General features: G+C 53.2%; 20 protein-coding genes. 11 read left to right on the forward strand and 9 right to left on the reverse strand.

Features of this window, described 5'->3' with window-relative positions; all coding sequences use genetic code 11:
• Positions 1 to 27 precede the first annotated feature (27 nt).
• Positions 28 to 2,064 (reverse strand): redoxin domain-containing protein, encoded by a 2,037-nt coding sequence (locus A6X21_RS16305; protein ID WP_165603828.1) that lies wholly within the window; start codon positions 2,062 to 2,064, stop codon positions 28 to 30.
• A 215-nt stretch (positions 2,065 to 2,279) separates the two neighbouring features.
• On the opposite strand from A6X21_RS16305, the gene A6X21_RS16310 reads away from it, so the two are divergent.
• Positions 2,280 to 3,794, forward strand: coding sequence for a hypothetical protein (locus A6X21_RS16310; RefSeq protein ID WP_131818384.1), 1,515 nt, complete (start codon positions 2,280 to 2,282; stop codon positions 3,792 to 3,794).
• Between the two features lie 72 nt (positions 3,795 to 3,866).
• Here A6X21_RS16310 and A6X21_RS16315 read toward each other — a convergent pair whose 3' ends face one another.
• A complete protein-coding gene (locus tag A6X21_RS16315; protein ID WP_165603829.1) occupies positions 3,867 to 5,414 on the reverse strand; it encodes a serine/threonine protein kinase in 1,548 nt (515 codons plus the stop codon).
• Positions 5,415 to 5,858: 444 nt separating this feature from the next.
• Between A6X21_RS16315 and A6X21_RS16320 the strand changes: the two genes are divergently transcribed.
• The 3 genes from A6X21_RS16320 (at position 5,859) to proB (ending at position 8,688) form a co-directional block, all read left to right on the forward strand.
• Complete coding sequence (locus A6X21_RS16320; RefSeq protein WP_068849790.1) at positions 5,859 to 6,638, forward strand: TlpA family protein disulfide reductase; 780 nt, start codon at positions 5,859 to 5,861, stop codon at positions 6,636 to 6,638.
• 117 nt (positions 6,639 to 6,755) lie between these two features.
• Positions 6,756 to 7,337, forward strand: a complete 582-nt coding sequence (gene pgsA, locus A6X21_RS16325) for a CDP-diacylglycerol--glycerol-3-phosphate 3-phosphatidyltransferase (RefSeq protein WP_068849793.1) — start codon at positions 6,756 to 6,758, stop codon at positions 7,335 to 7,337.
• A gap of 169 nt (positions 7,338 to 7,506) precedes the next feature.
• Positions 7,507 to 8,688 (forward strand): glutamate 5-kinase, encoded by a 1,182-nt coding sequence (gene proB, locus A6X21_RS16330; RefSeq protein ID WP_083233671.1) that lies wholly within the window; start codon positions 7,507 to 7,509, stop codon positions 8,686 to 8,688.
• Positions 8,689 to 8,999: 311 nt separating this feature from the next.
• On the opposite strand, the gene A6X21_RS16335 is transcribed toward proB, so the two are convergent.
• From A6X21_RS16335 to rnpA, 3 genes are all read right to left on the reverse strand, one after another.
• A complete protein-coding gene (locus A6X21_RS16335; protein ID WP_068849796.1) occupies positions 9,000 to 9,665 on the reverse strand; it encodes a hypothetical protein in 666 nt (221 codons plus the stop codon).
• 135 nt (positions 9,666 to 9,800) lie between these two features.
• On the reverse strand, positions 9,801 to 10,154 hold the full coding sequence (yidD, locus tag A6X21_RS25250; RefSeq protein ID WP_240490296.1) for a membrane protein insertion efficiency factor YidD: 354 nt from the start codon (positions 10,152 to 10,154) through the stop codon (positions 9,801 to 9,803).
• The gene (gene rnpA, locus A6X21_RS16345; protein ID WP_068849800.1) at positions 10,151 to 10,639 is read right to left on the reverse strand and encodes a ribonuclease P protein component; all 489 of its coding nucleotides are present in this window, start codon (positions 10,637 to 10,639) and stop codon (positions 10,151 to 10,153) included. The genes yidD and rnpA overlap by 4 nt, the downstream gene beginning before the upstream one ends.
• A 250-nt stretch (positions 10,640 to 10,889) precedes the next feature.
• Here rnpA and A6X21_RS16350 point away from each other — a divergent pair, with 250 nt between their 5' ends.
• The gene (locus tag A6X21_RS16350; protein WP_068849923.1) at positions 10,890 to 12,347 is read left to right on the forward strand and encodes a type I 3-dehydroquinate dehydratase; all 1,458 of its coding nucleotides are present in this window, start codon (positions 10,890 to 10,892) and stop codon (positions 12,345 to 12,347) included.
• 28 nt (positions 12,348 to 12,375) lie between these two features.
• Here the strand turns inward: A6X21_RS16350 and A6X21_RS16355 are convergent, their stop codons facing one another.
• Positions 12,376 to 13,020 (reverse strand): hypothetical protein, encoded by a 645-nt coding sequence (locus A6X21_RS16355; protein WP_131818386.1) that lies wholly within the window; start codon positions 13,018 to 13,020, stop codon positions 12,376 to 12,378.
• Between the two features lie 543 nt (positions 13,021 to 13,563).
• On the opposite strand from A6X21_RS16355, the gene A6X21_RS16360 reads away from it, so the two are divergent.
• Positions 13,564 to 16,578, forward strand: coding sequence for a hypothetical protein (locus A6X21_RS16360; protein ID WP_068849806.1), 3,015 nt, complete (start codon positions 13,564 to 13,566; stop codon positions 16,576 to 16,578).
• Between the two features lie 167 nt (positions 16,579 to 16,745).
• Here the strand turns inward: A6X21_RS16360 and A6X21_RS16365 are convergent, their stop codons facing one another.
• On the reverse strand, positions 16,746 to 17,690 hold the full coding sequence (locus A6X21_RS16365) for a hypothetical protein (protein ID WP_131818387.1): 945 nt from the start codon (positions 17,688 to 17,690) through the stop codon (positions 16,746 to 16,748).
• Positions 17,691 to 17,707: 17 nt separating this feature from the next.
• Complete coding sequence (gene hemB, locus A6X21_RS16370; protein WP_068849812.1) at positions 17,708 to 18,754, reverse strand: porphobilinogen synthase; 1,047 nt, start codon at positions 18,752 to 18,754, stop codon at positions 17,708 to 17,710.
• Positions 18,755 to 18,942: 188 nt separating this feature from the next.
• Between hemB and A6X21_RS16375 the strand changes: the two genes are divergently transcribed.
• The 5 genes from A6X21_RS16375 (at position 18,943) to A6X21_RS16395 (ending at position 23,127) form a co-directional block, all read left to right on the forward strand.
• Complete coding sequence (locus tag A6X21_RS16375; RefSeq protein ID WP_068849815.1) at positions 18,943 to 19,206, forward strand: hypothetical protein; 264 nt, start codon at positions 18,943 to 18,945, stop codon at positions 19,204 to 19,206.
• Positions 19,207 to 19,317: 111 nt separating this feature from the next.
• A complete protein-coding gene (locus tag A6X21_RS16380) occupies positions 19,318 to 20,262 on the forward strand; it encodes an EboA domain-containing protein (protein ID WP_068849818.1) in 945 nt (314 codons plus the stop codon).
• Positions 20,263 to 20,378: 116 nt separating this feature from the next.
• The gene (locus A6X21_RS16385) at positions 20,379 to 21,290 is read left to right on the forward strand and encodes a TatD family hydrolase (RefSeq protein ID WP_068849820.1); all 912 of its coding nucleotides are present in this window, start codon (positions 20,379 to 20,381) and stop codon (positions 21,288 to 21,290) included.
• A 291-nt stretch (positions 21,291 to 21,581) separates the two neighbouring features.
• Positions 21,582 to 21,932, forward strand: a complete 351-nt coding sequence (locus A6X21_RS16390) for an STAS domain-containing protein (protein WP_068849823.1) — start codon at positions 21,582 to 21,584, stop codon at positions 21,930 to 21,932.
• 67 nt (positions 21,933 to 21,999) lie between these two features.
• The gene (locus A6X21_RS16395) at positions 22,000 to 23,127 is read left to right on the forward strand and encodes a serine hydrolase domain-containing protein (protein WP_068849826.1); all 1,128 of its coding nucleotides are present in this window, start codon (positions 22,000 to 22,002) and stop codon (positions 23,125 to 23,127) included.
• A 63-nt stretch (positions 23,128 to 23,190) separates the two neighbouring features.
• On the opposite strand, the gene A6X21_RS16400 is transcribed toward A6X21_RS16395, so the two are convergent.
• Positions 23,191 to 23,712, reverse strand: a complete 522-nt coding sequence (locus tag A6X21_RS16400) for a TlpA family protein disulfide reductase (protein ID WP_068849829.1) — start codon at positions 23,710 to 23,712, stop codon at positions 23,191 to 23,193.
• Positions 23,713 to 23,753 lie beyond the last annotated feature (41 nt).

Raw genomic sequence — 23,753 nt, forward strand, 5'->3', positions numbered from 1 at the left:
CATTCGGGTCGATGGGAGCGATGGACCTTAACGAATAGGATGCCCGTGCAAAGCTCTGCTCTTGAGATCCACGGAGATATTGTCGAGAGCCAGCGGAATCAGCTTTTTGGGCTCTTCAGCCGCCACGAGAAAGAAACCGTAAACCATTTCATCGGTGGTCTGCTCACCCCAGGTCACGCGACGAGGTGGATTCGACGGGTTTAACGGATTTTCCTCCGAGTTATCCCATGCGGCGATGATTTCGAGCCGGGTTCCTGCGGGGAGATGGATCGGCTGCGAAAGATGAAATTCGTCCTGCCAGGCATATTTCCAATTCGAGATCCGGATGATGGGCTGAATTGTGTTGTCCGGCAATACGGCCTGGGCGGTAAATGACTTTCCCAACAGATGCATGTGAGGGATCACCCCCATTAACGTCACTGGCTGGGGCAATTTGTACGAAGCTCGTCGTTCGTAGTTCCGTTCACCAGCGGGAATATCAATGTCATAACTGGCGGCCCAGACAGCCGCGACAATATTCTTCGGCTGATCGGCAAAATAGATGCCCACTCGCGAACGATCTTTGGTGGCTTTCCCGGAAGGGTGATAATGGATCTGCAGCACCAGATCGGAGCCTTTCTTCAGGTATCGGCCCATATGTCCGGGAAGTTTTCGAGGCGTATTTCCCGGAGACCAGCCACCAATTGAACCGGTGGGGAGAAAGCCGGGGCTGCCAAAGCTGCTGTATCCGGGCTCAGGAGTTTTCGCATCCAGTTTTCGACCCTGGTGATTGGCATCGAGAAAACAGAGCGTATGGTGGACCACACTTGCATCGCCGGGTTGAAACTCGATAGCCGCCACGACTTTGTCACTATCCAGAGGCAACGGGATCACAAAGTTCTGAAAAAGATCCGGGCCATCCGCTGGGATGGAGAAATCGGCAGCCATCTCGGCAATCAGATCTGGTGGGCCAAGTTCCCAGGTGGATTTCTTTGGCGGTGGCGCAGGGGCTTCGTTCAGTTCTCCACTGAGTGTCCCTTGCTCAACCCATTTGGAGAGTGCCTGTTTCTCGATCTCGGACAGGCTTCGCTGTCCGAGGAATTCGCCACAATTTGCATCTGGCATCCATGGAGGCATGCGGGATGTCTGAATTTCCTCGATCATCTGAGCCCGCTCGTTGACGACATCCTGCCATGTTTCCAGTGGAAAGGGCCCGACGGCCTTCGCCTGATGGCAGTGTGTGCAGTTTGCGTAAATGATCGAAGCGGTCACTTGAGACCATGTCAATTTTTGTTGCGGCGAATCATGATTCGCACCCAGAAGTTCTTGAGTTGGGATCAAGTCGTAAAGGCATCCAACAGCCGAGGTGGAAGCAATTTTGGCAGCAGGGTTCAGCTGGAGTGTCTCGACGGCCGTTTCCAGGTCGCGAGTTTTGACCACAGCGCGCTTCACTCCTGGAGCTGCCCAGCGTTCGTCGATCCGGCCGCGGTAAACAATTCTCCCTTGCGCATTGAGAAGAAAAGATTCGGGAACGTGTGTCGGTTTAAGTGCATGTGCCAGTTGGGCCAGGGGATCGAAGACGATCGGGAACTTGATCGAGTAATCCTCCACGAATTTCCGCAATTCGGCATGCGTGGAAAAGGGATTTCCCCAGACAGCATGCAATGAAACCGTTTCGGTTTTTTCGTTCCATTTTTCGTGAAGTCGATTGAGTTCTGGGACATAGCTGCGAGCAATCGGGCAATCACCGTTGATAAACACCACAACTCGTAATGGCTTTTCAGACTTCTCGCGAAACTCGTGAACGCGCGAGTGCTGGTCGAGCAATTGGGTATTCAATTGTGGTTTCGAAGCCTCTCCCGTTTCGAGAGCGTGCTGAGGCTTTGAGTCAGGCAACGAAATGATGGCTTTCGTATTTGTCTCCACAAGAGGTGCTGGTGATTCTTGTGCAGAACAGACACTCTTGACCTGCAATGCCAGGCCCAGGCAGCCAATGACAGACCAGATCCAACATGTTCGTTGCAGTTGCCACACATTCGAGGAGAATCGATGGTGGATTTCCAACTGTCTACGGGCATTGACCATCAAGTGAGATCCTTCGAAGCAGCGAATATTTGCCATCCTGTGCAATTCTCAGATACCGCCATGCAGCGTCATTTCGAGTAAGATCGATTCCCGCGACGTCATATCGAATGATGAGAACTCGGCATTCCAGACAACAAGTCAACGGGTTTTTGTCCTCAGTCATATGATCAGTTCAATGAGCATACCAGCTCGATTTCACCACGGATTCAGCTTCCATGTCAAAACTGACCTTCTGGCAGAATTTTCACACCCGAAGAGCGTGGCTATCCCGTTGTGCGGCGGCGATGGCAGGGTGTGGATTTTCATTTCGTCAAACGAAGGGGAATGCTCATGCGGAGGATGAAATTCGCCAGCGTGTACGGGCTCATCGGCCTGAGATGCGCTGGATTGAAAATGAATCGATCAGGCTGGGCGTTGATTTGAATCTGGGAGGTGCGATTACCTGGCTTTCGACCACGCAACATCCAGAGAATATGGTCAATAACTGGGATTGGGGTCGACAGATTCAGATGTCGTTCTATGCCGGGCCAGCGAAATTTCGTGTCGAGGGTAAGGAAGTCGCTCCGGCCTGGGCAGATTTTCCCTGGAATCCAGTGCAAGCCGGAGATCATTTCGGGAATGCGTCAAAAACAATTGCGTTTGAACAAGATAAGCACTCTCTCAAAGTGACTGCAATTCCGATGCAGTGGTCACTCAATAATGCCCCTTGTGAATGTCAAATCGTCAGTGTGATTCAATTGGATGGTCATCAGGTGCGGATGATCAACCAGTTGGAGAATCAACGCGAGGATGCGACGTTTTATCCTGCCAGAGATCAGGAACTTCCTGCGGTTTATCTGACGGGGAACTTCAACCGATTGATCAGTTATCGCGGTCAGGCACCCTGGACGCATGAGGCGTGGGAGGAAATCGAGCATCATCCTCAGCCGGGAGAATTTCCGTGGTTGAGACTGTATGGCAGTGAAGGGTGGATCGCGCTGGTGGATCAAGCCGGTTATGGTTGCGGCCTCTGGCAATCGAATAATCCAACATTTCTTGGCGGGATTGCGGATCATCGCAGTGTGAAGGCACGACGTGAATCGCCGCAATCAGGTGTCGGAACCTACGATTTCCCGACAGGCTATCTGGCGAGTGTGCGCCCCGAACATCTGGAGGCCGGGAAGAGTTATGTCTATGAGACCCGGCTGGTGCTGGGGTCTATCGATGAAATTCGAACCAGCATTGCGAAACTGGCCGACCAGTCCGGCCTGCCCCATTGGAGCTTTGAGAAAGATCGGCAGGGCTGGACATGGCAAGGCTCTGAAAGTGCAATCCATGCGTGTCAGCGACTGCCTGAAGGCAAAGAGGTTTTATCAGGTGTGGTGACCTGTGGAGCGGTGCATCTCGTCTCGCCACCCTGCGTCTGGCAGCTTGCAAAAAGTCGCCGACTTAAGGCCAGTCTTCAACTGGACTCAACCCAACCAGTGAGGCTGAATCTCTACTGGCAACATCCCGGTGATCGTGAGTTTGTGCCTGGTCAGATGGTTTCGACAATCTACGGGAAGGTGAACGAGAGTCAAAATCAGACGGAATCGTCTGGCTTCGAACAAATCGAGTGGGAGCTTCCAGATACGAATGGGATCGCCGAAAAATCGCTGGTTTCACGCTTGAGAATCAGCTTTGCTCCGACAGATCGCTCCATCCAGTTACCAGTGAAAATCCAGAGTATCAGAGCGATGACCATTCAATAAACATGCGATCGTTCGAGCCTTTCGCAAGGCTTTACGCATCGTTGGGCCCTGAATCAGCCGCGATGATGAGGTTTAATCCTCTTCTCGGCTGGGTTTCTGTCCCTTGTTGATTTCGCGATTTCCAAGTGTCTTGATGCGCATCTGTTCTCGCTCTTTCTTCAGTTCTTGAGCGTTGAACCACCAACCAATCAAGACACAGGCCATCAGCGTAACGATCAGCACACTTCCGCCCACGATCGCGATGGCTTTTTTGGAGAATCTCCATCCAAAAACTTCTTCCCCGAGTAGTGCGTCGATTTCCGAATCGCTGAGCTGTCTGCTTTTGGCTGTTTTCGACTGTGCATTGCGGGAGGTACTTGCCTGGCCTCCTTTTTGTCGCCTGACTTTAGGGGCGGAAGAGAGTGGAGCCTGAGGAAGATCTTCCTCCTCCGGTTCAGGCTTGGGTGGTGGGGCTATCCATTTGAGCGAAGCAATATCCGGCCCGATGAGGAGCAGACTCAGGCATTTGGCACAGCGAGCTTTTTTCCCGGCAAACTGAGGTTTGAGTGGCAGAACCTTGCCACACTCGGGGCAGGGGACACTGCCCGGGGTGCCGCGAGAAATTTTCGCCATACGCTGCGAAGCACTGTTCGCAGGTAAGGGAGTAACCGAGCCACTTCGTGCGGCAGCGGCGGCTTCCCGCTCGGCGACCATCGATGCTGTCGGTAGCGTCACTGTTCCACTGGCGGCGAGGCGTGAAGAACTTCTTTGAGAGGCGGCTTCCAGTACCGCCTCAGCGAACTCGACACAGTTGGCATAACGCCGGGCCTGATTTTTGGCCAGGCCTTTGATGACGGCCTCTGAAAGTCGGTCCGAAAGATTTGCCTGATACTTACTCAGCGGAGGAATCTTCATCCCTGTCTGATTCACCATGGTGGCGGAGGCTGTGGGGCCTTCTACAGGAACACAGCCCGCTAAACATTCGTAGACAGTCATGGCCAGAGAGTATTGGTCAACACGTCCGTCATGGGCGTGTCCCATAATCAGTTCAGGAGCCACATAGTTCGGTGTCCCAACGAGAAACCCGGCCGCCGTCAGCGATGCATCACGTTTGGCAGGCTCTTCCTGAGTTGCTGAGAGTGCTTTTGCGAGACCGAAATCACTCAGGTAGGCATTCCCAAACTGGTCGAAGAGAATGTTGGCCGGTTTGACATCGCGGTGAATGAAATGCTGCTGATGGATGAAATCGAGAGCGCGGGCGACATTCATCAACCAGTCTTGCAAAGCAGCAGGAGGCTGTGCGACCTGCTGTGTCCCCTCGTAGATGCGATCTCGTAAACTGCCGCCAGAAAGATATTGCATCACCACATAGGGCACACCTTCGTGATCACCCACATCGTGGATGGTCACGATATGGGGATGCTTGAGCTGCACCAGTGAGCGAATTTCCCGCTGGAATCGTTCAGCGAATTCCGGATCGCTCAACGTCGCAGCAGTCGGCACTTTGAGAACGACTTCTGTCTGCAAACGGGCATCAAAAGCCCGGTAGACCAGACCCATACTCCCTTCGCCCAGTTTGGAGCGAACTTCGTAGCGAGCCCCATCAATGACGACACCAGCAATGTCTGTCTTGACGGACATGGGAAGCAACTCGTAATGAGGTCTGGCGGGAAGAATCATTGGCAACAACACTTAGCCCGGGCAATCACTCAGGCCAACTGGCGTAAGTCCCACATGCTCAAATCCTTGAGCACTGATACAACTTAAAGATATCAGGCTTGGAATCGCAAGTTGCGAAAGCGTGAGTAATTCTTCACAAACCAGTTCCCTATCATTCGTGACACAAAATCAGCTTTGGAAACAACTTGAATCCGAGTGATTTCTACTGGCTCTGGCTGCCAGTTGTTCTGGCATAACCCGTTCTTCTTCAAAGCTTTCCGGGAATTTTCTCATTGGTTCCGCAGACGGCATGCAGAGATTTAAGAACGCTGATGACTTGACCAATCGGCAGACATCGCGACAGAGTTTCCTAACGAGAATTTTTTCTCGAACTGAGAATAGCGATTGATCAAGGAGAGCTTCGCCATGATTCGCCAGATCTTCCCGGCTCAGAGCACGACGAAGTTGCGTTCAAAACAGGCTCTGGCAGGGCGTTTTTTTACAGAACAATGGAAGTCCCTGGTTTTGTCGTGCCTGTGCATTTTCGGGATGACAGCAAGCTCTGCCACTGCTCAGGTTTCTCCCTCAGCTCAGGTTTCTCCCTCAGCTCAGGTTTCTCCCCCAGCTCAGGTTTCTCCCCCAGCTCAGGTTTCTCCCCCAGCTCCAGAGGCGCAATTAACGATTGCGAATCGAAGTTGGGCTGATCTCATGGCCATGTTGCCGACGTATCGCGGCAAAGTCGTCGTCATTGACCTGTGGTCCACATCGTGTGATCCCTGTTTGAAAGAGTATCCAGGGATTCTGGCTCTGCAGAAAAAGCATCCCCAGGAAATCGTCTGCATTTCGTGGAATTGCGATTATATCGGTGTCAAAACCAAGCCTGTCGAATATTACAGGCCGCGAGTTGTTGAGTTTCTGCAGTCTCAAAATTCGAATATTGTCCATCTGATGTGCAATGAGCCTGCGGACGAACTCTTCGAAAAACTCAAGCTCGATTCGATACCTGCTGTCTACGTTTTCGATCAGCAGGGGCGGCAGGCCAAAAGGTTCGACGGTCATTATACCCGCACTGCCAGTAATGCCTCCGCGACTCAATCAACTGGAAAAGCAGCAGCAGCAGCAGCTTCTGAAGAAGACGAAGAGGAGTCCAAGTTCTCCTATGCAGAAGATGTTGCCCCTTTCGTGGAAAAGTTGCTGAAAAAGTGATGTGACAGGCCAAGGCGACGAACATCGAGCCGATCGCTTAACCTGATGCAACCAGCGTCTGCACTTCAAAGCCGACCGACTTTTTGCGGCCAGTAAAAACCCTCCTTAGCGAACATCATGCCCAGTGAGAAAACGCTCAATCTTCCCAACAGCATTACTGTGCTGCGATTCTTCCTGGCGATCGTTGTCTTTGCGATGATTGATCGAGGAGGCTGGTGGATCGCCACGGCGGTGCTCTTCGTGATCGCTGTCGCGACCGATGTGCTCGACGGCTACATCGCCCGCAAATACAACATCGTGACGACCTTTGGACGGATTGTGGACCCCTTCGTCGATAAGTTCATCACGACCGGGGTGTTTCTGTTTCTACTCCCCATCAGCCAGCAATCCGGTGTCACAGCCTGGATGGTAATTGCTGTCCTGGCCAGAGAAATGCTCGTCACCAGCCTCCGGGGATTTCTCGAGCAGAAAGGGCACGATTTCTCTGCCAGCGGCTGGGGCAAACTCAAAATGTTTCTGCAATGTGCTGGAGCGACAGCGGCTTTACTACTGATGGATGAAAGGCTCCGTGCCGTTCCGGGCCTGTTGCTCACCAGGGATCTCCTCCTCTGGCTGATGACCATGGTCACCGTTTACACAGGCTGGATCTACATTGTCCGGGCAGCATCAATCCTGCGGAAAGAATCGCAATCCGAATAGATCATCTCACTCTTCAAAAATGAACGTGAGGAATTGATCGCTGCTGATTTTCAGACGTGGAGAGTTCAGTTAAACTGCGAGGGAATCCGACTGGTAAACTGCGGGCTCACCCGACTGGGGAAACCAGCCTGCCAAGTCTTGAAATCATCGTCTCTCAGGATCAATCGTCATGGTCGACATTTCGGCTGCCGGAACGCAGCCTGTTTCTCAAGAACGAACGGCTTGGCTGAAGGGGGTGCGCAGCGTCGTTGTCAAAGTTGGCACGAATGTTCTATCAGACGCCAATGACCAGCTTGACGACCAGCGGATTGCCCATCTGGCGAGCCAACTCCATGGGATTGTCGCATCCGGGCGAAAAGTTGTGCTGGTTTCAAGTGGTGCCATTGGAGCGGGGATGAGTCTATTGGGGCTCAAAACTCGACCCAAAGACTTGCCACACTTACAGGCGGCGGCGGCCACCGGCCAGGCGCATCTGATTGAGACGTACGATCGGCATTTTCGCCGATTTGGTTTTCATGCCGCTCAATTGCTGCTGACAGCCAATGACTTCAAGAACCGGTCGAGATATCTGAATGTCCGCAACACGCTGCTGACACTTGGTGAATATAACACCATTCCGATTGTGAATGAGAATGACACCGTCAGCACTCAGGAAATCAAACTGGGAGATAACGATCGTCTGGCGGCGATGGTCGCGAATCTGATCCCTGCTGATCTGCTCATTGTCCTCTCGGTTGTGGATGGCTTGCTCACGGGTGATCCCTCATCCCCGGAAAGTCGGCGCATACCGATTGTCGAGCGATTTGACGAAGATCTGCTTTCGCTCGTCGGCGCCAGCAAAAGCAGTCGTGGGACAGGAGGGATGCGCAGCAAGTTGGAATCTGTGAGAACAGCCACTGCTGTGGGGACACATGTGGTCATTGCTCATGGCAAGTGCGACGGAGTCATCGAATCGATCCTCGCAGGAAAAGACGTAGGGACTTTTTTTGCAGCCGAGCAACAGGCCATTCCCGCCTGGAAGCGCTGGATTGGTTTTACGTTACCACCGAAAGGACGCCTGCAGCTCGATGCCGGAGCTCGGAACGCCGTCGAGCATCTGGGTCGATCACTTCTGGCAATTGGAGTGGTGGGTGTCGAAGGAGACTTTGAAAAAGGGGAAGTCGTTTCGCTGGTCGATTCGGAGGGCGAAGAGTTTGCCCGTGGGCTCGTCAATTACGATGCCACCTCGGCCAGGGCTGTGGCTGGCAAAAAACGCGAAGAGATGACGAGAATTCTGGGAGAGATTCCTTACGACGAAGTGATTCACCGCGACAATCTGGTGGTCACTTCCATTCCGACAGGACAGGCATAATCGATAAGAATTCTGTACGAATTGCCAGAGATGCTTAAATTGATGCAGGACATGACAGAAAGATTTGCCTTTCCTCTCCTGTGAACTAGGGTTCCAGCAATCGGCATTTCCGCGAATGTCTGTACGAACTCTTAGGCTGGCAAGACGATCATGGAAACCTTCTGGGAGCACATCTACTTTTATCAGGCATACTCCGAGGACAGGTGGCGACACCTGCAGCCTTGGGAGTATGGCGTGATCCTTTCAACCGTCGGTCTGATTGGCTGGTGGCTGATGAGATTCAAAAAGCGCTGATGCTCTTTTGGTGGCGACTATTTGCCTTGCCTGGCAGCGTGGACTGCGCGAAGCTCCTGCCTTTGTCCCCAGACATAGAAGAAGTATCCGAGGACGACCCCCACTGCTGTGGCAGAGAGGACCGACGCAGCACTCTGTGGAAAGGTGGAGTTTTCAGTCGCCGCCTGGGTGGTGAAGACCAGTCCCACCAGGCTGATGGCCAGTCCCAGCGCGTCACTCAGGATCTCCGTCAAGCTGATGTGCAGTTTCATCAGAACGACCAGTTTGCCGATCACCAGTTGCAGGGCAAAGCTCACCACACCGGTTGTCATGAGGGCAAAGGCTACCCAGTAAAGCCATGGATGACTGATCAATTCGGCCAGCTTGTAGATGGGATCAAGAATCCCTGCAGAGAGCTTTTGAGCTTCTGGGCTGGCATCAAGAGTCCGACCAATCTCTTCAATCTTGGCTTCGCCTTGCTTGATGAGAGAATCTGTCGGCTCGCTCTGTGGTTTGGATGTGGACTCTGAAGGCGTAGTGTCAGCGGGCTTCTCCTGCGAGGCTTCGCCGGGAGTTTCCGAAGCTGCTTCTTGGGCAAATGCAGCCCCGCATAAAGGAAGAGTTACGAATTCGTCGATTGGGGCAAAACCTGCACAAATCATGCAACTCAACGAAACGAAAAGCATGCGAGCAAATTTGGGCATGGTCTAAGCCTTGTCGGGAAGTGTGGTTCCAGGAGTTTCAATGATCACTACGCAGAATAGCACGTGTTGAAGCTCAGTGGACATGTACGAAACCTGCAACGCATTGGATTCATCGAACTTTCAGATTTTCCGGACTTAAGGGGGATCGTATCCTCCCGGATTCCACGGATGACACCTGGTAATGCGATAGAGTCCCTTGAGAGTGCCCCAGATCGGCCCGTACTTTTTCACTGCAAGAATGAAGTATTGGCTACAGGAGGGATGAAACCGGCAGACGGGGCCCAGAAGGGGACTGATGGTCCACTGGTAAATTCTTACAGCCGCAATCAGCACGAAAGACAGCATCCAGCCCACAGCCGACAAGAGAAGAAGACCGATCCACCAGATCTTTGTGATGATCGAGTTCTGCCCGACAGACTGCTGATTGGCAAGTTCGAGCGAAGCAACGGACGGAACGTTCTCTTCGTGCATTTCGTTATCGTCGCTCATTCCGAAGATCCCTGGGGCGTCTGGTTTTTTTCTGACGCACCATCAGTCGCATCCACTCTCGTGATCTCTGGGGCTGAGGCAAGTTCATCCGACGCCTGTGGGATTCTCCGCTCCAGTTTTCGACTGAGTTTCACAAGAGATTGCTTCACCTGATCGAGCGTCAAAGGTGTCGTGGCGATGGGCACGACAATCAGATCTAGCCCTTGCGGACGCTCCAGTTGAGTCAGCCGGAATGCTTCGCGTATCAATCGTTTCTCTCGATTGCGCATCACGGCATTCCCTCGCCGCTTTGAAACGGAAAGCCCCAGTCGAGTGCTCGACAGATCTTTGGCTCGAGTTTCTTCGGGCCCGTGGCTGGGCACATGGGTTGATCGTCGTCTGGCGAAGACCAGCAACACCCCATCGGCCACTTTCTGTTTGTGGCGATAGACCAACTCGAACTCGGCTGGTCGCCTTAGATGCTGCGCTTTGACAAATCGATACATGAGCTAACCATGATCAGGAAAACGTCATAAAGTCCATCAAGTGGACTCTACGTGAAGAATGGAATTGGTGTTTCTTCTGACAATCGACCACGCGAGAACTCACAGTTTTGAGATCGTGGTCGGCAGGCTCTCGACGTCTCTGGAACTGTGGAGTATTGTCTTAGGCCATCAGCACATCATATCTCATTCTTTGCGCAGGTTCGCTGTCGAGTTCACAATCGATAACGAACCAGGAAAGTCGTGGATTCACATGATTTGTATTTCTGTTACTCCGGAATCGCGGCAACTGGCGAAAGTCGACATTCTGAATGCCGCCCGGCAATCTGATCTTGTGGAATTATGCCTCGATCGATTGCTCAAGGAGCCTGATGTCAAAGACCTGATTGAGTCGTCCAAGAAGCCCATTCTGGTCTCTTGTCGCAGTGCAGAAAATGGAGGGAGCTGGAAAGGAACCGAAGACGAGCGAATTCAGCTCTTGCGACAGGCGATTCTGGCTGGCCCGGCTTACGTCGAATTGGATGAAGCGGCAGCGAAAAAGATTCCTCGTTTCGGAAAAGTCCAGCGAGTCATCAGTTATACGAGCATGAATCGACCGCTCCACGATCTCGAAGAAGCTTTTGAGAATGCCGGGATCCTGCAGGCGGATGTCATTAAATTTACCTGGCCGACCGACTTGCTGGAAGCGGCCTGGCCATTGCTCTCGGTTGTCAGTCAGAAACGAGCCATTCCCGTGGTGGGATTAGGGCTGGGAAAATCCGGGCTTACCTTCTCATTGCTCGGTCGGAAGTATGGCTCACCGTGGATTTATGCCGCTCTCGAAAAGGGGATGGAAGCCTTCGTGGGCCAACCCACAGTCAGTGAGTTGGATGATGTTTATCGCTGGCGACAGATTGGCCCGAAGACACGATTTATTGCTGTTGTCGGATTCGGGCTGGGTGAGACGATGCTCTGCAAAATTCTCAATGCGGGCTTTGACACACTCGATCTGAATACCCGCTGCCTTCCCATCGAATTCCGATCTGTCGATTCCATTCCCAAAATGCTCGACATCCTCAAAATCCCTGGTGTCATTGCCACAAATTATGCCAGTCGCCGCGTCTTTCCGATCGCGTCCGCACAGGACGAGGTCTCAGCGATTTCCAAAGCGGGGGATCTGTACATCAAGCGCCCTGACGGATGGGCCAGTCACAACCTGATCTGGAAGACAGCACTCAGGCTGCTGGAAGAAACATTGGGGCGAAGCGGGCCGGAAGATCGACCGCTGGATCGTAAAAATGTCATGGTGGTCGGGAAGGGAGGACTGGCAGCTTCGCTGGCTGTCGGAATCAAGAAGCGTAACGGGCTGGTGAGCATCTGCTCGGCAGATGATGATGAAGGTCAACAGATTGCCACGATGGCTGATGCGCGTTTTGTCCCTCTGGGGAAATTGTACGACACGCTGGTCGATGTCCTCGTCGTGGCGTCAGAGAATCTGGATCATGGCTCGCGAAAGACGAGTATCAGTCCCACGATCATTCGTCCCGGCATGACGATTCTCGACTTGAGTAGCATGCCCGCAGATTCACCATTGATTGATGAAGCGCGAGTGCGAGGGGCGAAAATCGTCGAGCCTGCCGAAGTCTTTGCCGATTACGCAACGAACCTCTTTCGTTCCATCACTGGTCAGGAACTTCCTCCCGAAGCTTTCGCTCAAGGATTGGCTGAATAGTCAGGCGAGGGCATCACAAAAGTCGCGCTCAATTTGTAAAAATCCAGTTTCTGTTGGCAGGATTCTTTTGAATCACTCGCCTTTGACTGGGTTCGACCGAATAGCCAGCTTTCTGGACTCCCGATGGTGCCAGAGTAGCCGTTGGCCCTAAGGGATCGGAGGGTTGTTCACCCCGTGGCCTCTCGCCAGGTAAAGTGTTCATCGTCGGTGGAGCGGAGTGATCGAGAAGATCCGGGTGAGCCGGGTTTGTGGAGCCTTGCGGAGAAGAGCTTTGTGGTCGCATACCATTCTCGGGAACTCCCCCCCAACCGGGCGGGGCAGGAAGTTCCTGCGGTGTGCGCAGCTGCTGTGGAGCAGGCCCGGAGGATCCCGAGGGCATGGGTGGCATGCCGTGGTTCTCGGGGATTCCACCTGGCTGCGGAGCGGGCGTTGTCCCGAGGTTTTGTGAAAACGGCTCTCCAGTTGGCCCGACGAGCATGCTTTCCGGCGGGCAATTCGCTGTCCCATTCCAGCTTTGTGGCAGGCGTCCTCCGGGGTTATAGGCCCATTGAGTCATGGCCACGCGATTGGGCCTTAAGGGAAGATGATCCCGCTCCTCACACCAGAAAGCGACCTGCCGGTAAGTGTTCCAATCGAGATTGACCGAATGGATCGACGTGCTGTGTTTCACCATCTGACAACCCGACATCGATGCCCCGCAAATGACGCCAAGAACGCCTGCTTGCAGGATTTTTCGAAGATCGGAACTGTCATGGCAGCCTGACACGTAAGGTCGTTCCCACTTAAAGGGCCCACAAATCAATCACTGTCCTCCAGTTGTCTGTCGGAACATGAAAGACAATTTCTTCCCTAGAATTCGATTGATCAGAAGAATCGCTAGAATCGGAAATGTCGAAGGCATCCAGTGCGTTGAAACATTATGGACAGAGGGTTGAATTGGTCGGGGACAAGCTGGATGAAAATCGACCATGGTGTGTGTCACGCTGACATCTCACAGATAACCAGCGCCATCACAATGAGTTTCGACAGAGAGGGTTGCCACTTGAAATCTGACATTTCCTGAATATTTCTCGTTTTGTAAGGCCTTTTTCTGTCATTGGTTACGTCATTGTCTTCCAGCCTTGGCCAGGGGAGGACATTTTGTGGCACCATTTTCTCTGGGTATGTACGAAGTGGCGGGCTTTGCCGGTTGGTGAGCCGCTCAAGTTTGTCTTCAATGAATCGTCTGGCCAGTATGGCCTTGCAGCGTCTTCAGGAGGGAATGATGTTCAACAAGAAGTTTCCATGGGGTTTGATCTCCTGGGCTGCCATCAGTTGTGCTGCCGGTGAATTCACGATGGGCCAGGTGGCCATGGCTGATAAGCCTGAAAAAGGCGAGGCACGAAAGAGTGAGCCTCAATCAGGGGGACCAGCGGGCAGGCCGGATCGTACACCCGCTCCGAGGCCAAAGGCCGAAGCTCCATCGGCGCGAAGTCCACAGCCGGCCCCACGCAGTCAACCCGCTCCTCGAATCGAGCGAAGAACGGAAGCACCAAGACAAGCACCACCCGCTCCTGCAGCATCGGCACAGAAGCCTCCCGCTGCTACGCAGCCAACACCCCGCGCTGAATCCAGACCTCCGGCACGCATTGCCAATCCTCTGCCGAATGGTCCCTCGGCTGTGCCGGGCGGTAATCGCGAAATCAATCGCAATGTACCAGGCGCTGATCGTCCCAGAAGCGGCGATCGCCCCCGAGTCGATTTGCCGACGAATCGTGCTCCACAAATCGCTCCCACACTTCCAGGCGCGGGTACAACTTCGCCGGGCACGGGGGCAACTCCTCGAAATGAACGTGGGGCCAATCTTCCTGGTCGGGGAGTTCCAGGAACAATCCCGCCGTCGAACCCACAACCGCCGACTGCCCCTCAGATACCCAGGCAAACGGCTCCACAAATTCCCCCTCGCATTGCCAATCCTCTCGGTGGTAATCCTGCCGGAATAGAAGGGGGAGGCGATCGTCGTGTTCGTGAGCGTGGACAGAATCCAGAAACCAACAGTCAACCTGCCACACAAGGGGCAGGGCGGAATGCTCCAGGAAACCGCCTCCCTAACGGCGACAGTCCCCGCAATAATCGTCCCGAGATGGCTCCTGATCGTAATTCCAATCCTGCTAATCAGGTGACACCAAACCCGAATGCACCGAATCCTGTCACACCCAATCTGGGTGGTGGCCGAGGCTCGCGCGCTGGCAACCTCCCTTCCAATGGGGGCACGAATCAGCCTTTGTCACCAGTTCGACCACAACCTGGGCTGGATCGCAGGCCCAATGCACCGAAAACTTCGGACGCTCCTGGTCGTGCCGAAACGCCCAAAATCCCCGGGAATGTCGATAAACCCGAAGCTGGTAATCCGTCGGGCCGAGACGTTCAACCGATGCCTGGCCGCGAAGATCGACCGGAGCGGCAGGCGGGAAAAGAGAATGGCTCTGATCGAAAAGCGGATAGCGAGAACCGGGACCGTACTCGTGGGGAACGGCCTGCGGGCGCACTTCCCGGGCTGCCGATTCCCGGTGGAACTTCTCCCAGCCGCGAAAATAATCCAGATCGTCCCGGACGTATGGATCGAAATGAACCCCGGCAAGACCGGGAGAATGGCAACGACGAGCGAGGAGATCGCCAGCCCGGCCTGAGAGTAAATCCAGACCGTGGCAGCTCTCGTAACGACGAGGGGCGTACCAATCGAGAAAATCGACCCGTATTCGGTGTCGCCCCGGTCAAACCTGTGAAGGCACGAACAGAAGACATCGAGCGACAGCTTCAGGATCTCAATCGAAATGTGCAACGACTCGCTTCTGATCAACGAGAAGTTTCCCGTGCTCTTGATCGCGGGAATGTCATCCCTGTGCGAATTGGTGCTGACGGGCGACTCGGACCTGACAACGACAATTGGGATTTGAGCCGTATTCAAAGCCGTGAGCAGCTTCGAGAATTGAACAATTCACGCGATCTCGCCCGGTTTTTTGGTCGGAACGATGATCGTGAGTTGCAGACACTCAGGATTGATCGCGTTAGTGGTCGATTCCAGGATCGCCTTGTGGATAACCGCTGGGACAATTCATTTCGCAATTACAGCTTCTATAACCGCTTTAATGTCGGACGGCAGTTTGAACTGTACCGCCGAGGGGATGTCGCCAGACAACTCCAGTTCAACAACCTTCTGGTAGAACGTGGTGGCTGGAGAAATCGTTACTACGGCCCGATCGCGCCTGTCTATTCGCGCGTCAGCTTCAGTTCCTGGTATGCAGGGCCAAGGTTCTACCCGCGATACACCTGGTTCCCGTTCTGGAGTCCATGGGTTCGCTGGTCGTGGTGGAACACTGTCCCTGTCGTCTACGACCCCAGGCCAGTGTATGTCAGGCCGATCTACTGTGAACCAGCACCTGTCTGGACGACAGTCTGGCAATACCCCCAATATCAAACGCTTCCCATGGTCGCATCAGGGACGTGGGTGGACGTAGAACCTGTCACGATTGTCGATAACAGTGTGGATATCCAACTGTTGGCTGTCCGGTTTGTGGATTCTGGTCATACAGAACAGCAGTTGGGGCCCAGGTATCGTGTCTGGTTGCGGAACAATGCGACCACCTCAATCTCGCAACCCTTCCATGTGGTGCTGATGGCAGCGAATGATCTTTCACCCGATGCCGCATTACCACAATCGGGTGTGACGATCGGAACTATGGAACCTGGTCAGATCACCTCAGTCGATATCCGTCTGCCGATAGAGGCTAATCAGTTGTTTGTGAATGCCGAAGGACGCAAGGAACCTTTCCAGAAACTGCATCTGATTGCCGACACAGAACGCGTACTCAATGACAGCAATCCCGAGAACAACGTAGCGGTGGTTGACCGAGGAGAGATTCTCTCAGTCGATCCGGCAGCCTTCTCACTCGATACCACAGCGACCAGCCCGGGAACTATGGTTTCTCTGGCCGGTGAAGGACTGGGCCCAGAACCCGGACGAGTCGTGATCACAATCAATAATCAGGAAATCGATCCCGAAATCTACGGCTGGTACGATCTTGGGGTTCAGTTCAAGATCCCCGAGAACATCCCAGTCAATGGCGTTATTGATGCTCAGGTATTGATTATCCGTGGTGATGGTGCCGTCACGAATCCGCTCGATCTGCAGATTGTGCCCACACAAAACCTGGGGCCAGCCATCGGCTGGAATGATCAGGCGGGAATTTAGTCCTGACGTAGAATTGAGCTCAGTTCCAGCACATCGAACCTCCCCAGAGACTAGTCGTCTCTGGGGAGGTTCGGGCTTTATGTGTCGTTCAATCAGTCGTTTATTGTATCTCGATCGCAGTTTGCCGAGAGATAAGCACTCGATGCTATCGAAAGTCACGCTTGAAATTAGGGAAGGGAAATGTCCTTAAATTCAAAATCGATGGTTTTGGGATCAATCATTTTTCTTAGAATGATTCCCAAAAACGTGCCTTTGGTTTGATCACCGGTATAAGTCACGACTGAGCTTGTCATTCCATCTTCACCAGTTATGTGTCCACCGGATGGACGGATTGATTGATCATTGCGGAAGAGGCCGAAAAACTCCAATTGATCGTGTTTCTCAGGAAGCAGAAGCTTTACAACCGTTTGTTCATCTTCGTAGGAAACCTTGGCACGAATGGGGAAGTCTTTCAGACGCTCATCCTCAATCAAGCCACCCTTCAGTTTGCTCAAATCTGTCAGTTCAATGTGCTCCATTCCAATCCCAGAGATAGTGACCTTTCCTTTGAGAGAGCGAATGACGGCTGCATTCCGATCTGGGGCAGACAGTTGTAATGAAATGACCGGGCCGGATTTTCCGCGAGCCGTTTTGATCATTCCCGTTGGCCTGGGTTCCTTGATGTAATGGGCATTTTTGAGTTGCTCATCGGAAAGCAATCGCTTTCCCCGATCATCTTCGATAACGGCCAGGTCATGAAGATGAACAAGAACATGCTCTGGTAATTCAACATCCTTTTGGGCAAACCAAATCGTCAACGTCAGTGAATTCAAATCAACAGTCTTGAGAGCATCAGTCGCTAATCTTCTATAAAGTTCAACTTCGTCAACCTCAAACGTTCCACTTGTCGCAATGGGCGGAGTCATTTTCTCGGCGTTATCACCAGTCGGATCCTGGATAATGACATTTCTACGAATAACTTCGGAAGGAGGCTGGGCAATAGCTGGTGATGCCAACCCTAAGAGTACTCCCAACGACGCAACAAAAATTCGCATGGCGATCACCCTGCTAAACTCAAAGAGCTGGACAACAAGAACCGGAATTATGAAAGCATTTGCTCCTCGACTCGCCAATCAAAAGTTAGAGGCGTTCAATGAATATTCTTCAGTCGGCGAGCTGCTTCCACCGCAAAATAGGTAAGAATTCCATCGGCACCAGCCCGGCGAAATGCCAGTAGACTTTCCAGCATCACTTGCTCCCGGTTCACCCAGCCCTTTTCAGCGGCACCAGCGATCATCGAGTATTCGCCACTGACCTGATAAGCAAAAGTGGGCACTCCAAACGCAGTTTTCACTCGATAAACAATATCCAGATAAGGCATTCCGGGCTTGACCATGATCATGTCAGCCCCTTCCGCGAGATCCATGGCCACTTCGCGAATTGCCTCATCCGTGTTAGCCGGATTCATCTGGTAAGTCTTTTTGTCACCTTGTCCCAATTGTGAAGCCGATCCGACAGCATCACGAAATGGCCCGTAAAACGCTGAGGCGTATTTGGCAGCATAAGAAAGCAACTGCACATGCTGGAATTGAGCCTCATCCAGTGCGTTGCGGATCGCACCGATGCGGCCGTCCATCATGTCCGACGGAGCAATGACGTCACAGCCCGCCTGAGCCTGAACAACCGCTTGCTGGCAAAGTCGTGCCACCGTCTCATCGTTAACGATCACGCCGTTACGCAGAATTCCGTCATGACCATGCGATGTATAAGGATCAAGGGCCACATCGCAGATCACTCCCAATGAAAGACCTGCCTGCTTAATCGCGCGGACAGTCCGGCAGACCAGATTTTCAGGATTGATAGCTTCCGTTCCTTCAGCATCTTTTAATCGTGGTTCCGTCACAGGAAAGATGGCCACTGCCGGTATCCCCAGTGACTCGGCTTCTTGCAAGGCTGGCAGCAGCCGATCAATCGTCCTGCGCAAGACTCCGGGCATACTGGCAACTTCTTCTTCGTGATTGACTCCATCAATCACGAAGACCGGCCAGATCAAATTGCTGACGTGCAGATGGTTTTCCTGTGTTAATGCCCGAGACCACGTCGATTGGCGATTGCGGCGCAGGCGAGTTTGAGGAAACTGCCCATTGAACGGGCTGCTCCCGAGAAATCCACCATCTGGTCGTGTGGAAGCGGACATGCTTTGCGACTTTCACTTTGCCTGGGGTTGATTCGCAGGAAGAGCTGAGCAGGTGGGCTCAAATTGCAAGGGTTGCCCGCTGCACTCATCCGGCGGTATTCTGACATAGAAGGTTGTTTCTGCGTTCGATTGAGAAATGATTGTGACGCACTCAACCGATGATTTCATGTGAGAAAGAGTGCCCCGACATGATCAATTACGATTATTTCTGTCCTGCAAACAATGAAACGGTCAGTGTTTCTCACGGGATCCGTGAGCAGATTCTCACCTGGGGCGAGCTCTGTGAGAAGGCAGGGCGTCTGCCTGGAACCACACCAGCAGAGACACCCGTCGAAAGATTGATCTCTGGCGGTATGCTCGCCATGGTGGCTGGTGGCCGCAGTTCGGCATCTCCTTTACCTGTAATGAACAGTTGCTGTGGTCATCCTTCGGGCTGCAGCCGGCATGGCTGATGGTCATTGATCCACCCTGGTTGCTGATCTCAACTTGTTGAATGACCGCGTAAGAATTGAGTCAGATGTTCACCCGCCGCTTGCCATGATGCCTCCTCCGAGATTCCTGCCATGAATTCGATTGCTGATTCCACACCGGCCGTCATCCCAACTCAATTGCCGAAGACATCCTCGAAGACAGAACGAACAGAGCAGATTGCTCATGTGCTGGCCACCTGGCTGCAAACAAGGCTGGAGCCTTCAGCTCTGGAGTGGTTGGCCAGGCAATCGGAGAAGATCTCTCAAGGTGACCGTAAGGGATTATTTCTTTCATTTGGGCTCGTTCCGCGAAAAACTGGCAAATCCGATCTGAACCTCTCATCCGAGGAGCTTCAAGCGGCCCATAAAGTGCGGCCAGGTTGGCATCCAGAGGCCTGGAGCGTCGATCAGGCGGCCCGAACCTGGCTGATTCTCCAATGGCGACATCGAACCGCCGGAGAATTACTGAGTGTCCTTGATCCGCTCTTTAACGCCGGAGAAGTGCGAGAACTGGTGGCTCTCTACAGCGCTTTGCCACTATTCCCTTATCCGGAGGCCCACCAGCAGCGGTGTGAAGAAGGGATTCGTTCCAACATCCGGAGCGTGCTTCTGGCGATTGTTTACGACAACCCGTACCCCGCTGAGAATCTCTGCAATAACTCATGGAACCAACTGATTCTCAAGACATTGTTCAACGACATCTCACTCAGTGGCATCTGGGCGGTTGATCAACGCAACAATCCGGAACTCGTCGACATGCTGCTCGATTTTGCCGAAGAACGTCAGGCAGCAGGTCGGCAAGTGCCTCTCGATCTCTGGCGACCCATGGTTCGTTTCCTGAATTCCCGGGCGACCCACAAGCTGCAGCAGCTATTGGAGTCAGGTAATCCCACGGAACAGCGGGCAGCATTCCTGACGTTAGTGGAATCAAATTCCGGCGCAAATTTCGACGGGCCTGCCTCAGCCAGCCAACTTCGTGATGAATGGGAAACGGGTCAATTGACCTGGGAACTTCTCGTGCCGCGAACGGTCAGTTAGAAGTGAATATCGTCCGAGATTCGACCAGTCAGAGCGAAAAATTGTCTTGTTCCTGATGGTATCATCAGCATCGTCAATACATCACAGCCGGGTGACTCCACAGGAGAGCTTTGATCATGGCCTTTATCGACCCGCACATTCACATGGTTTCGCGAACTACGGCCGATTATGAAGCGATGGCCGCTGCGGGGGTGGTGGCTGTGATTGAGCCGGCTTTCTGGCAGGGACAGCCTCGAACGACTGCCGGTTCCTTTCAGGATTATTTTGCTACGCTCGTTGGCTTCGAACGATTTCGCGCTTCGCAGTTTGGCATTCGGCATTACTGCACGATTGGCCTGAATTCCAAAGAAGCCAATAACGAGCGACTGGCTGACGAAGTGATGGAAATGCTGCCCCTGTATCTCACCAAAGAAGGGGTCGTGGCGATTGGTGAGATTGGCTTTGATGACCAGACCGCTCTCGAAGAGAAGTATCTGAGGTTGCAACTCGAACTGGCAGTGGAGGTCGATCTTCCCATTCTGATTCATACGCCGCATCGAAATAAAAAGCGGGGCACTTACCGCACGATGGATATCATTGAAGATCTCGGGATCGCCCCTCATCGTGTCGTGATTGACCACAACAACGAAGAGACCTGCAAAGAAGTTCTGGATCGTGGTTACTGGTGTGCCTTCACGATTTATCCGCGCACCAAAATGGGTAATGAGCGGGTCGTCGAGATTATCCGACAGTACGGGACAGAGCGGGTCATTATCGATTCCTCGGCTGACTGGGGCGTTTCTGATGCTTTGGCTGTTCCCAAAACAGCTCGACTCATGGAACAGGCCGGAATCACGAAAGACCAGATTGAGATTGTCACCTACCAGAACGCACTGGCTGCCTACTCGCCGAGTGGTCAATTTCGCGAAGAAGACTGGTTGAATCCCACCCCAATCGACCAGCGGACTCTCTTCCAGGGAAACAGTGTCCTGCGTGGTGGACAATCCCCTCGTGTCGATGAAGCGGGTGAGGAGTTGATCATTCGCTGAGCATCATCTCGAAATTCTGCAAAATCGTCGATCGTCAACGATTCGACTGGAATTTCTGGAGAAGAATGGGCAGACTTCCTCTCGGCAGGATGAGTTTACATCTATTCGTTCGATGTGTTTGTATCAAGGCTGTCTTTATTCCAACCATCCTGCCCTTTCACTCACTTTTCGCTGCGTGGTCGAATTGAGGCGGCACTCCTGTTGAGTCGTCTCAATCAAGTTAATCTGCATGATAGGCGAGTTGACCTGCATGACAGGAATTGACACACTCCTGAAACTCAGGAGTAAATCATGACCAGTCAGCCCTATAGTTCATTTGCAGTCTACCAATCCGGCCCATTAACGGTGATTGGTTTCGGGAGGAACCGCCCGGATCGACTCGATCTCGGAATCTGCCGCGATGAACTCACATTGCTGCTTCGCACCACGAAATGTCAGTCGCTGGCTGTCGATCTCACGAATGTTCGCTTTGTCCCCAGTGGCATGCTGGGGCTACTTGCCACCATTCCCAAACTCGGTGTGGAACTGATGGTGTTCAATCCGAATCCAGAGATTCGCGAAGTTCTCGAGATCACGAGGCTCGACAGCATCATGCGGATTGAGACTGTACCTGTCGGCGGCATGCTCGCGGGCGAATCCTGAAGGGTGATCGAGTCATCCTGTCTCGTAGATCATTCATTTTACTGGCAGATGAGCAGGGAGGTTCACAATGGTTGTCTCTTCGCAGGAAGCATGGAATCGGGCTCAGGCTCTGGCTGAAAGCTGGTCCAAAGCCGAAGGCGTGACGCTTTCCTTCGCTTGTGGATCGCCGCGCAGGCATTACGCCCCCAGGCATTTCGGACCTGAAATCCAAAAACTGGGAGCGGCTTTACTCGAAGGCGAACCCGCTTATCTTGTGGCTTCCATCACTAAACCGGTCGTGGCGATGGCCATACTCGCGTTGGTTGAAGCTGGTGAGATTCTCCTGAATGATCGCGTGACTCGATTTCTCCCGGAATTCGCCAACGAACAGAAGCACGGCATCGAAATCCGCCATCTGCTGACTCATACATCCGGTTTGCCCGATCTCCCGCCGAATAACGTCGAGCTTCGCAAAGCCCACGCGACCCTGGATGATTTTGTGACAGAAGCTTGTCGGGCATCGCTGTCTTTTGCTCCTGGCCGGGGTGTGCAGTACCAGTCACTGGGCTATTCCGTGCTGGGGAAAATCATGGAGAAGATCACCAGCCTGCCTCAGGGAGAATTCATTCGAAAAACCATCTTTGAGCCTCTGGGAATGCATGATTCGGCTCTGGGAGCAGGGACTGAAAAATCGTTCGAGCGAATTGAACGCCGACAGATCTCCGTTCAAGTGCCCCCCGAACAGGCTGGCGGCGACGACTGGAACTGGAATAGTCCGTGGTGGCGGACATTGGGGGCACCCTGGGGTGGAATGGTCTGTACTCCCACAGATATCGTTTCGCTCCTTAGAGCTTGCCTCACCACGATTGATATTGAACATGGCCAGGCAGGTCCTGGACACGGGTTTCTTTCGCGTCAGTCACTTGTGAGATCGATGGAAAACCAGGTTCAGATGCTCCCAGAGTTGGGAGAGATCGAACGCCGCACGCGGGGTTGGGGTTATGGCTGGCGACTCAATTGGCGCCAGCACACATCCCCATTGTGCGAACTTCTTCCTGAAACAACTTGCGGTCACTGGGGAGCCACGGGAACACTCTGCTGGATGGATCCGGAACTCGGAGCCTATGCCGTGATTCTGACATCACAACCAGCAGACAAATCCCGCCGAAACATCTGTCGACTCTCCAACCTGCTGGCGACAGCGACTCTGGGTTGAACCTTAATTGGCTTAGACCTCAGTGAAGAGGTTTTCTGAGTCGATGGGTCTTAACTCATCGACTCACCGGGGCGATTTGCTGAGCAGGCTCTGGACGGCCTGTTCGACTCGTTCGTGAGTCGCTGGCAGGTCTTCGGTGCTGGCAATCCGAGCGGCGATTTTTCCATCGCGGCCATAGATTATGTAATGAGGTAGAGCCGCGTCTGAGATTCCAAAAATCTCTGCGCCGTCATCACTCAAAGAATGAGCACTGACCAGATGGTCCCCTTTTCCTGCCTTCTCGGCGAGGAACTTGTTGACCTTCGCTGGCACTTTGGTTCCAGAGACATCGTCAAAGTTCAATGTCACCAGCACCACGCCATCCCTGGCATGACGATCTGCAAGTTCGACCGATTTGGGGAATTGCTTGATGCAAGGCACACACCAGGTGGCCCAGCAATCCACAATGACAATCTTGCCTCGATGTGCTGCGATCGCCTTGTCAAACCCGGCTTTGTCTACCACGCGAGCTTCCTGGGCATGGGCAGTCGTCAGCAAGAGCGAGCTCAATCCCAGGGCCAGGCAGAATCCTAAAAGTCGAAACATTGTTGAATCATCCTCCATGAAAAATTGTCAATCAGTGACTG

The sequence above is a fragment of the Planctopirus hydrillae genome, from assembly GCF_001707835.1.
Taxonomy (GTDB): Bacteria; Planctomycetota; Planctomycetia; order Planctomycetales; family Planctomycetaceae; genus Planctopirus; species Planctopirus hydrillae.

What these genes read in the sequence shown, in the direction of transcription:
- A6X21_RS16310 (WP_131818384.1), top strand. Translation starts at nt 2,280, where the DNA reads ATGTCAAAACTGACCTTCTGGCAGAATTTTCACACCCGAAGAGCGTGG.
- A6X21_RS16315 (WP_165603829.1), bottom strand. Translation starts at nt 5,414, where the DNA reads ATGTCCGTCAAGACAGACATTGCTGGTGTCGTCATTGATGGGGCTCGC.
- A6X21_RS16355 (WP_131818386.1), bottom strand. Translation starts at nt 13,020, where the DNA reads ATGGTGAAACACAGCACGTCGATCCATTCGGTCAATCTCGATTGGAAC.
- pgsA (WP_068849793.1), top strand. Translation starts at nt 6,756, where the DNA reads ATGCCCAGTGAGAAAACGCTCAATCTTCCCAACAGCATTACTGTGCTG.
- hemB (WP_068849812.1), bottom strand. Translation starts at nt 18,754, where the DNA reads ATGTCCGCTTCCACACGACCAGATGGTGGATTTCTCGGGAGCAGCCCG.
- A6X21_RS16350 (WP_068849923.1), top strand. Translation starts at nt 10,890, where the DNA reads ATGATTTGTATTTCTGTTACTCCGGAATCGCGGCAACTGGCGAAAGTC.
- rnpA (WP_068849800.1), bottom strand. Translation starts at nt 10,639, where the DNA reads ATGTATCGATTTGTCAAAGCGCAGCATCTAAGGCGACCAGCCGAGTTC.
- A6X21_RS16395 (WP_068849826.1), top strand. Translation starts at nt 22,000, where the DNA reads ATGGTTGTCTCTTCGCAGGAAGCATGGAATCGGGCTCAGGCTCTGGCT.
- proB (WP_083233671.1), top strand. Translation starts at nt 7,507, where the DNA reads ATGGTCGACATTTCGGCTGCCGGAACGCAGCCTGTTTCTCAAGAACGA.
- yidD (WP_240490296.1), bottom strand. Translation starts at nt 10,154, where the DNA reads ATGAGCGACGATAACGAAATGCACGAAGAGAACGTTCCGTCCGTTGCT.
- A6X21_RS16305 (WP_165603828.1), bottom strand. Translation starts at nt 2,064, where the DNA reads ATGGTCAATGCCCGTAGACAGTTGGAAATCCACCATCGATTCTCCTCG.
- A6X21_RS16390 (WP_068849823.1), top strand. Translation starts at nt 21,582, where the DNA reads ATGACCAGTCAGCCCTATAGTTCATTTGCAGTCTACCAATCCGGCCCA.
- A6X21_RS16335 (WP_068849796.1), bottom strand. Translation starts at nt 9,665, where the DNA reads ATGCCCAAATTTGCTCGCATGCTTTTCGTTTCGTTGAGTTGCATGATT.
- A6X21_RS16380 (WP_068849818.1), top strand. Translation starts at nt 19,318, where the DNA reads ATGAATTCGATTGCTGATTCCACACCGGCCGTCATCCCAACTCAATTG.
- A6X21_RS16400 (WP_068849829.1), bottom strand. Translation starts at nt 23,712, where the DNA reads ATGTTTCGACTTTTAGGATTCTGCCTGGCCCTGGGATTGAGCTCGCTC.
- A6X21_RS16320 (WP_068849790.1), top strand. Translation starts at nt 5,859, where the DNA reads ATGATTCGCCAGATCTTCCCGGCTCAGAGCACGACGAAGTTGCGTTCA.
- A6X21_RS16385 (WP_068849820.1), top strand. Translation starts at nt 20,379, where the DNA reads ATGGCCTTTATCGACCCGCACATTCACATGGTTTCGCGAACTACGGCC.
- A6X21_RS16360 (WP_068849806.1), top strand. Translation starts at nt 13,564, where the DNA reads ATGAATCGTCTGGCCAGTATGGCCTTGCAGCGTCTTCAGGAGGGAATG.
- A6X21_RS16375 (WP_068849815.1), top strand. Translation starts at nt 18,943, where the DNA reads ATGATCAATTACGATTATTTCTGTCCTGCAAACAATGAAACGGTCAGT.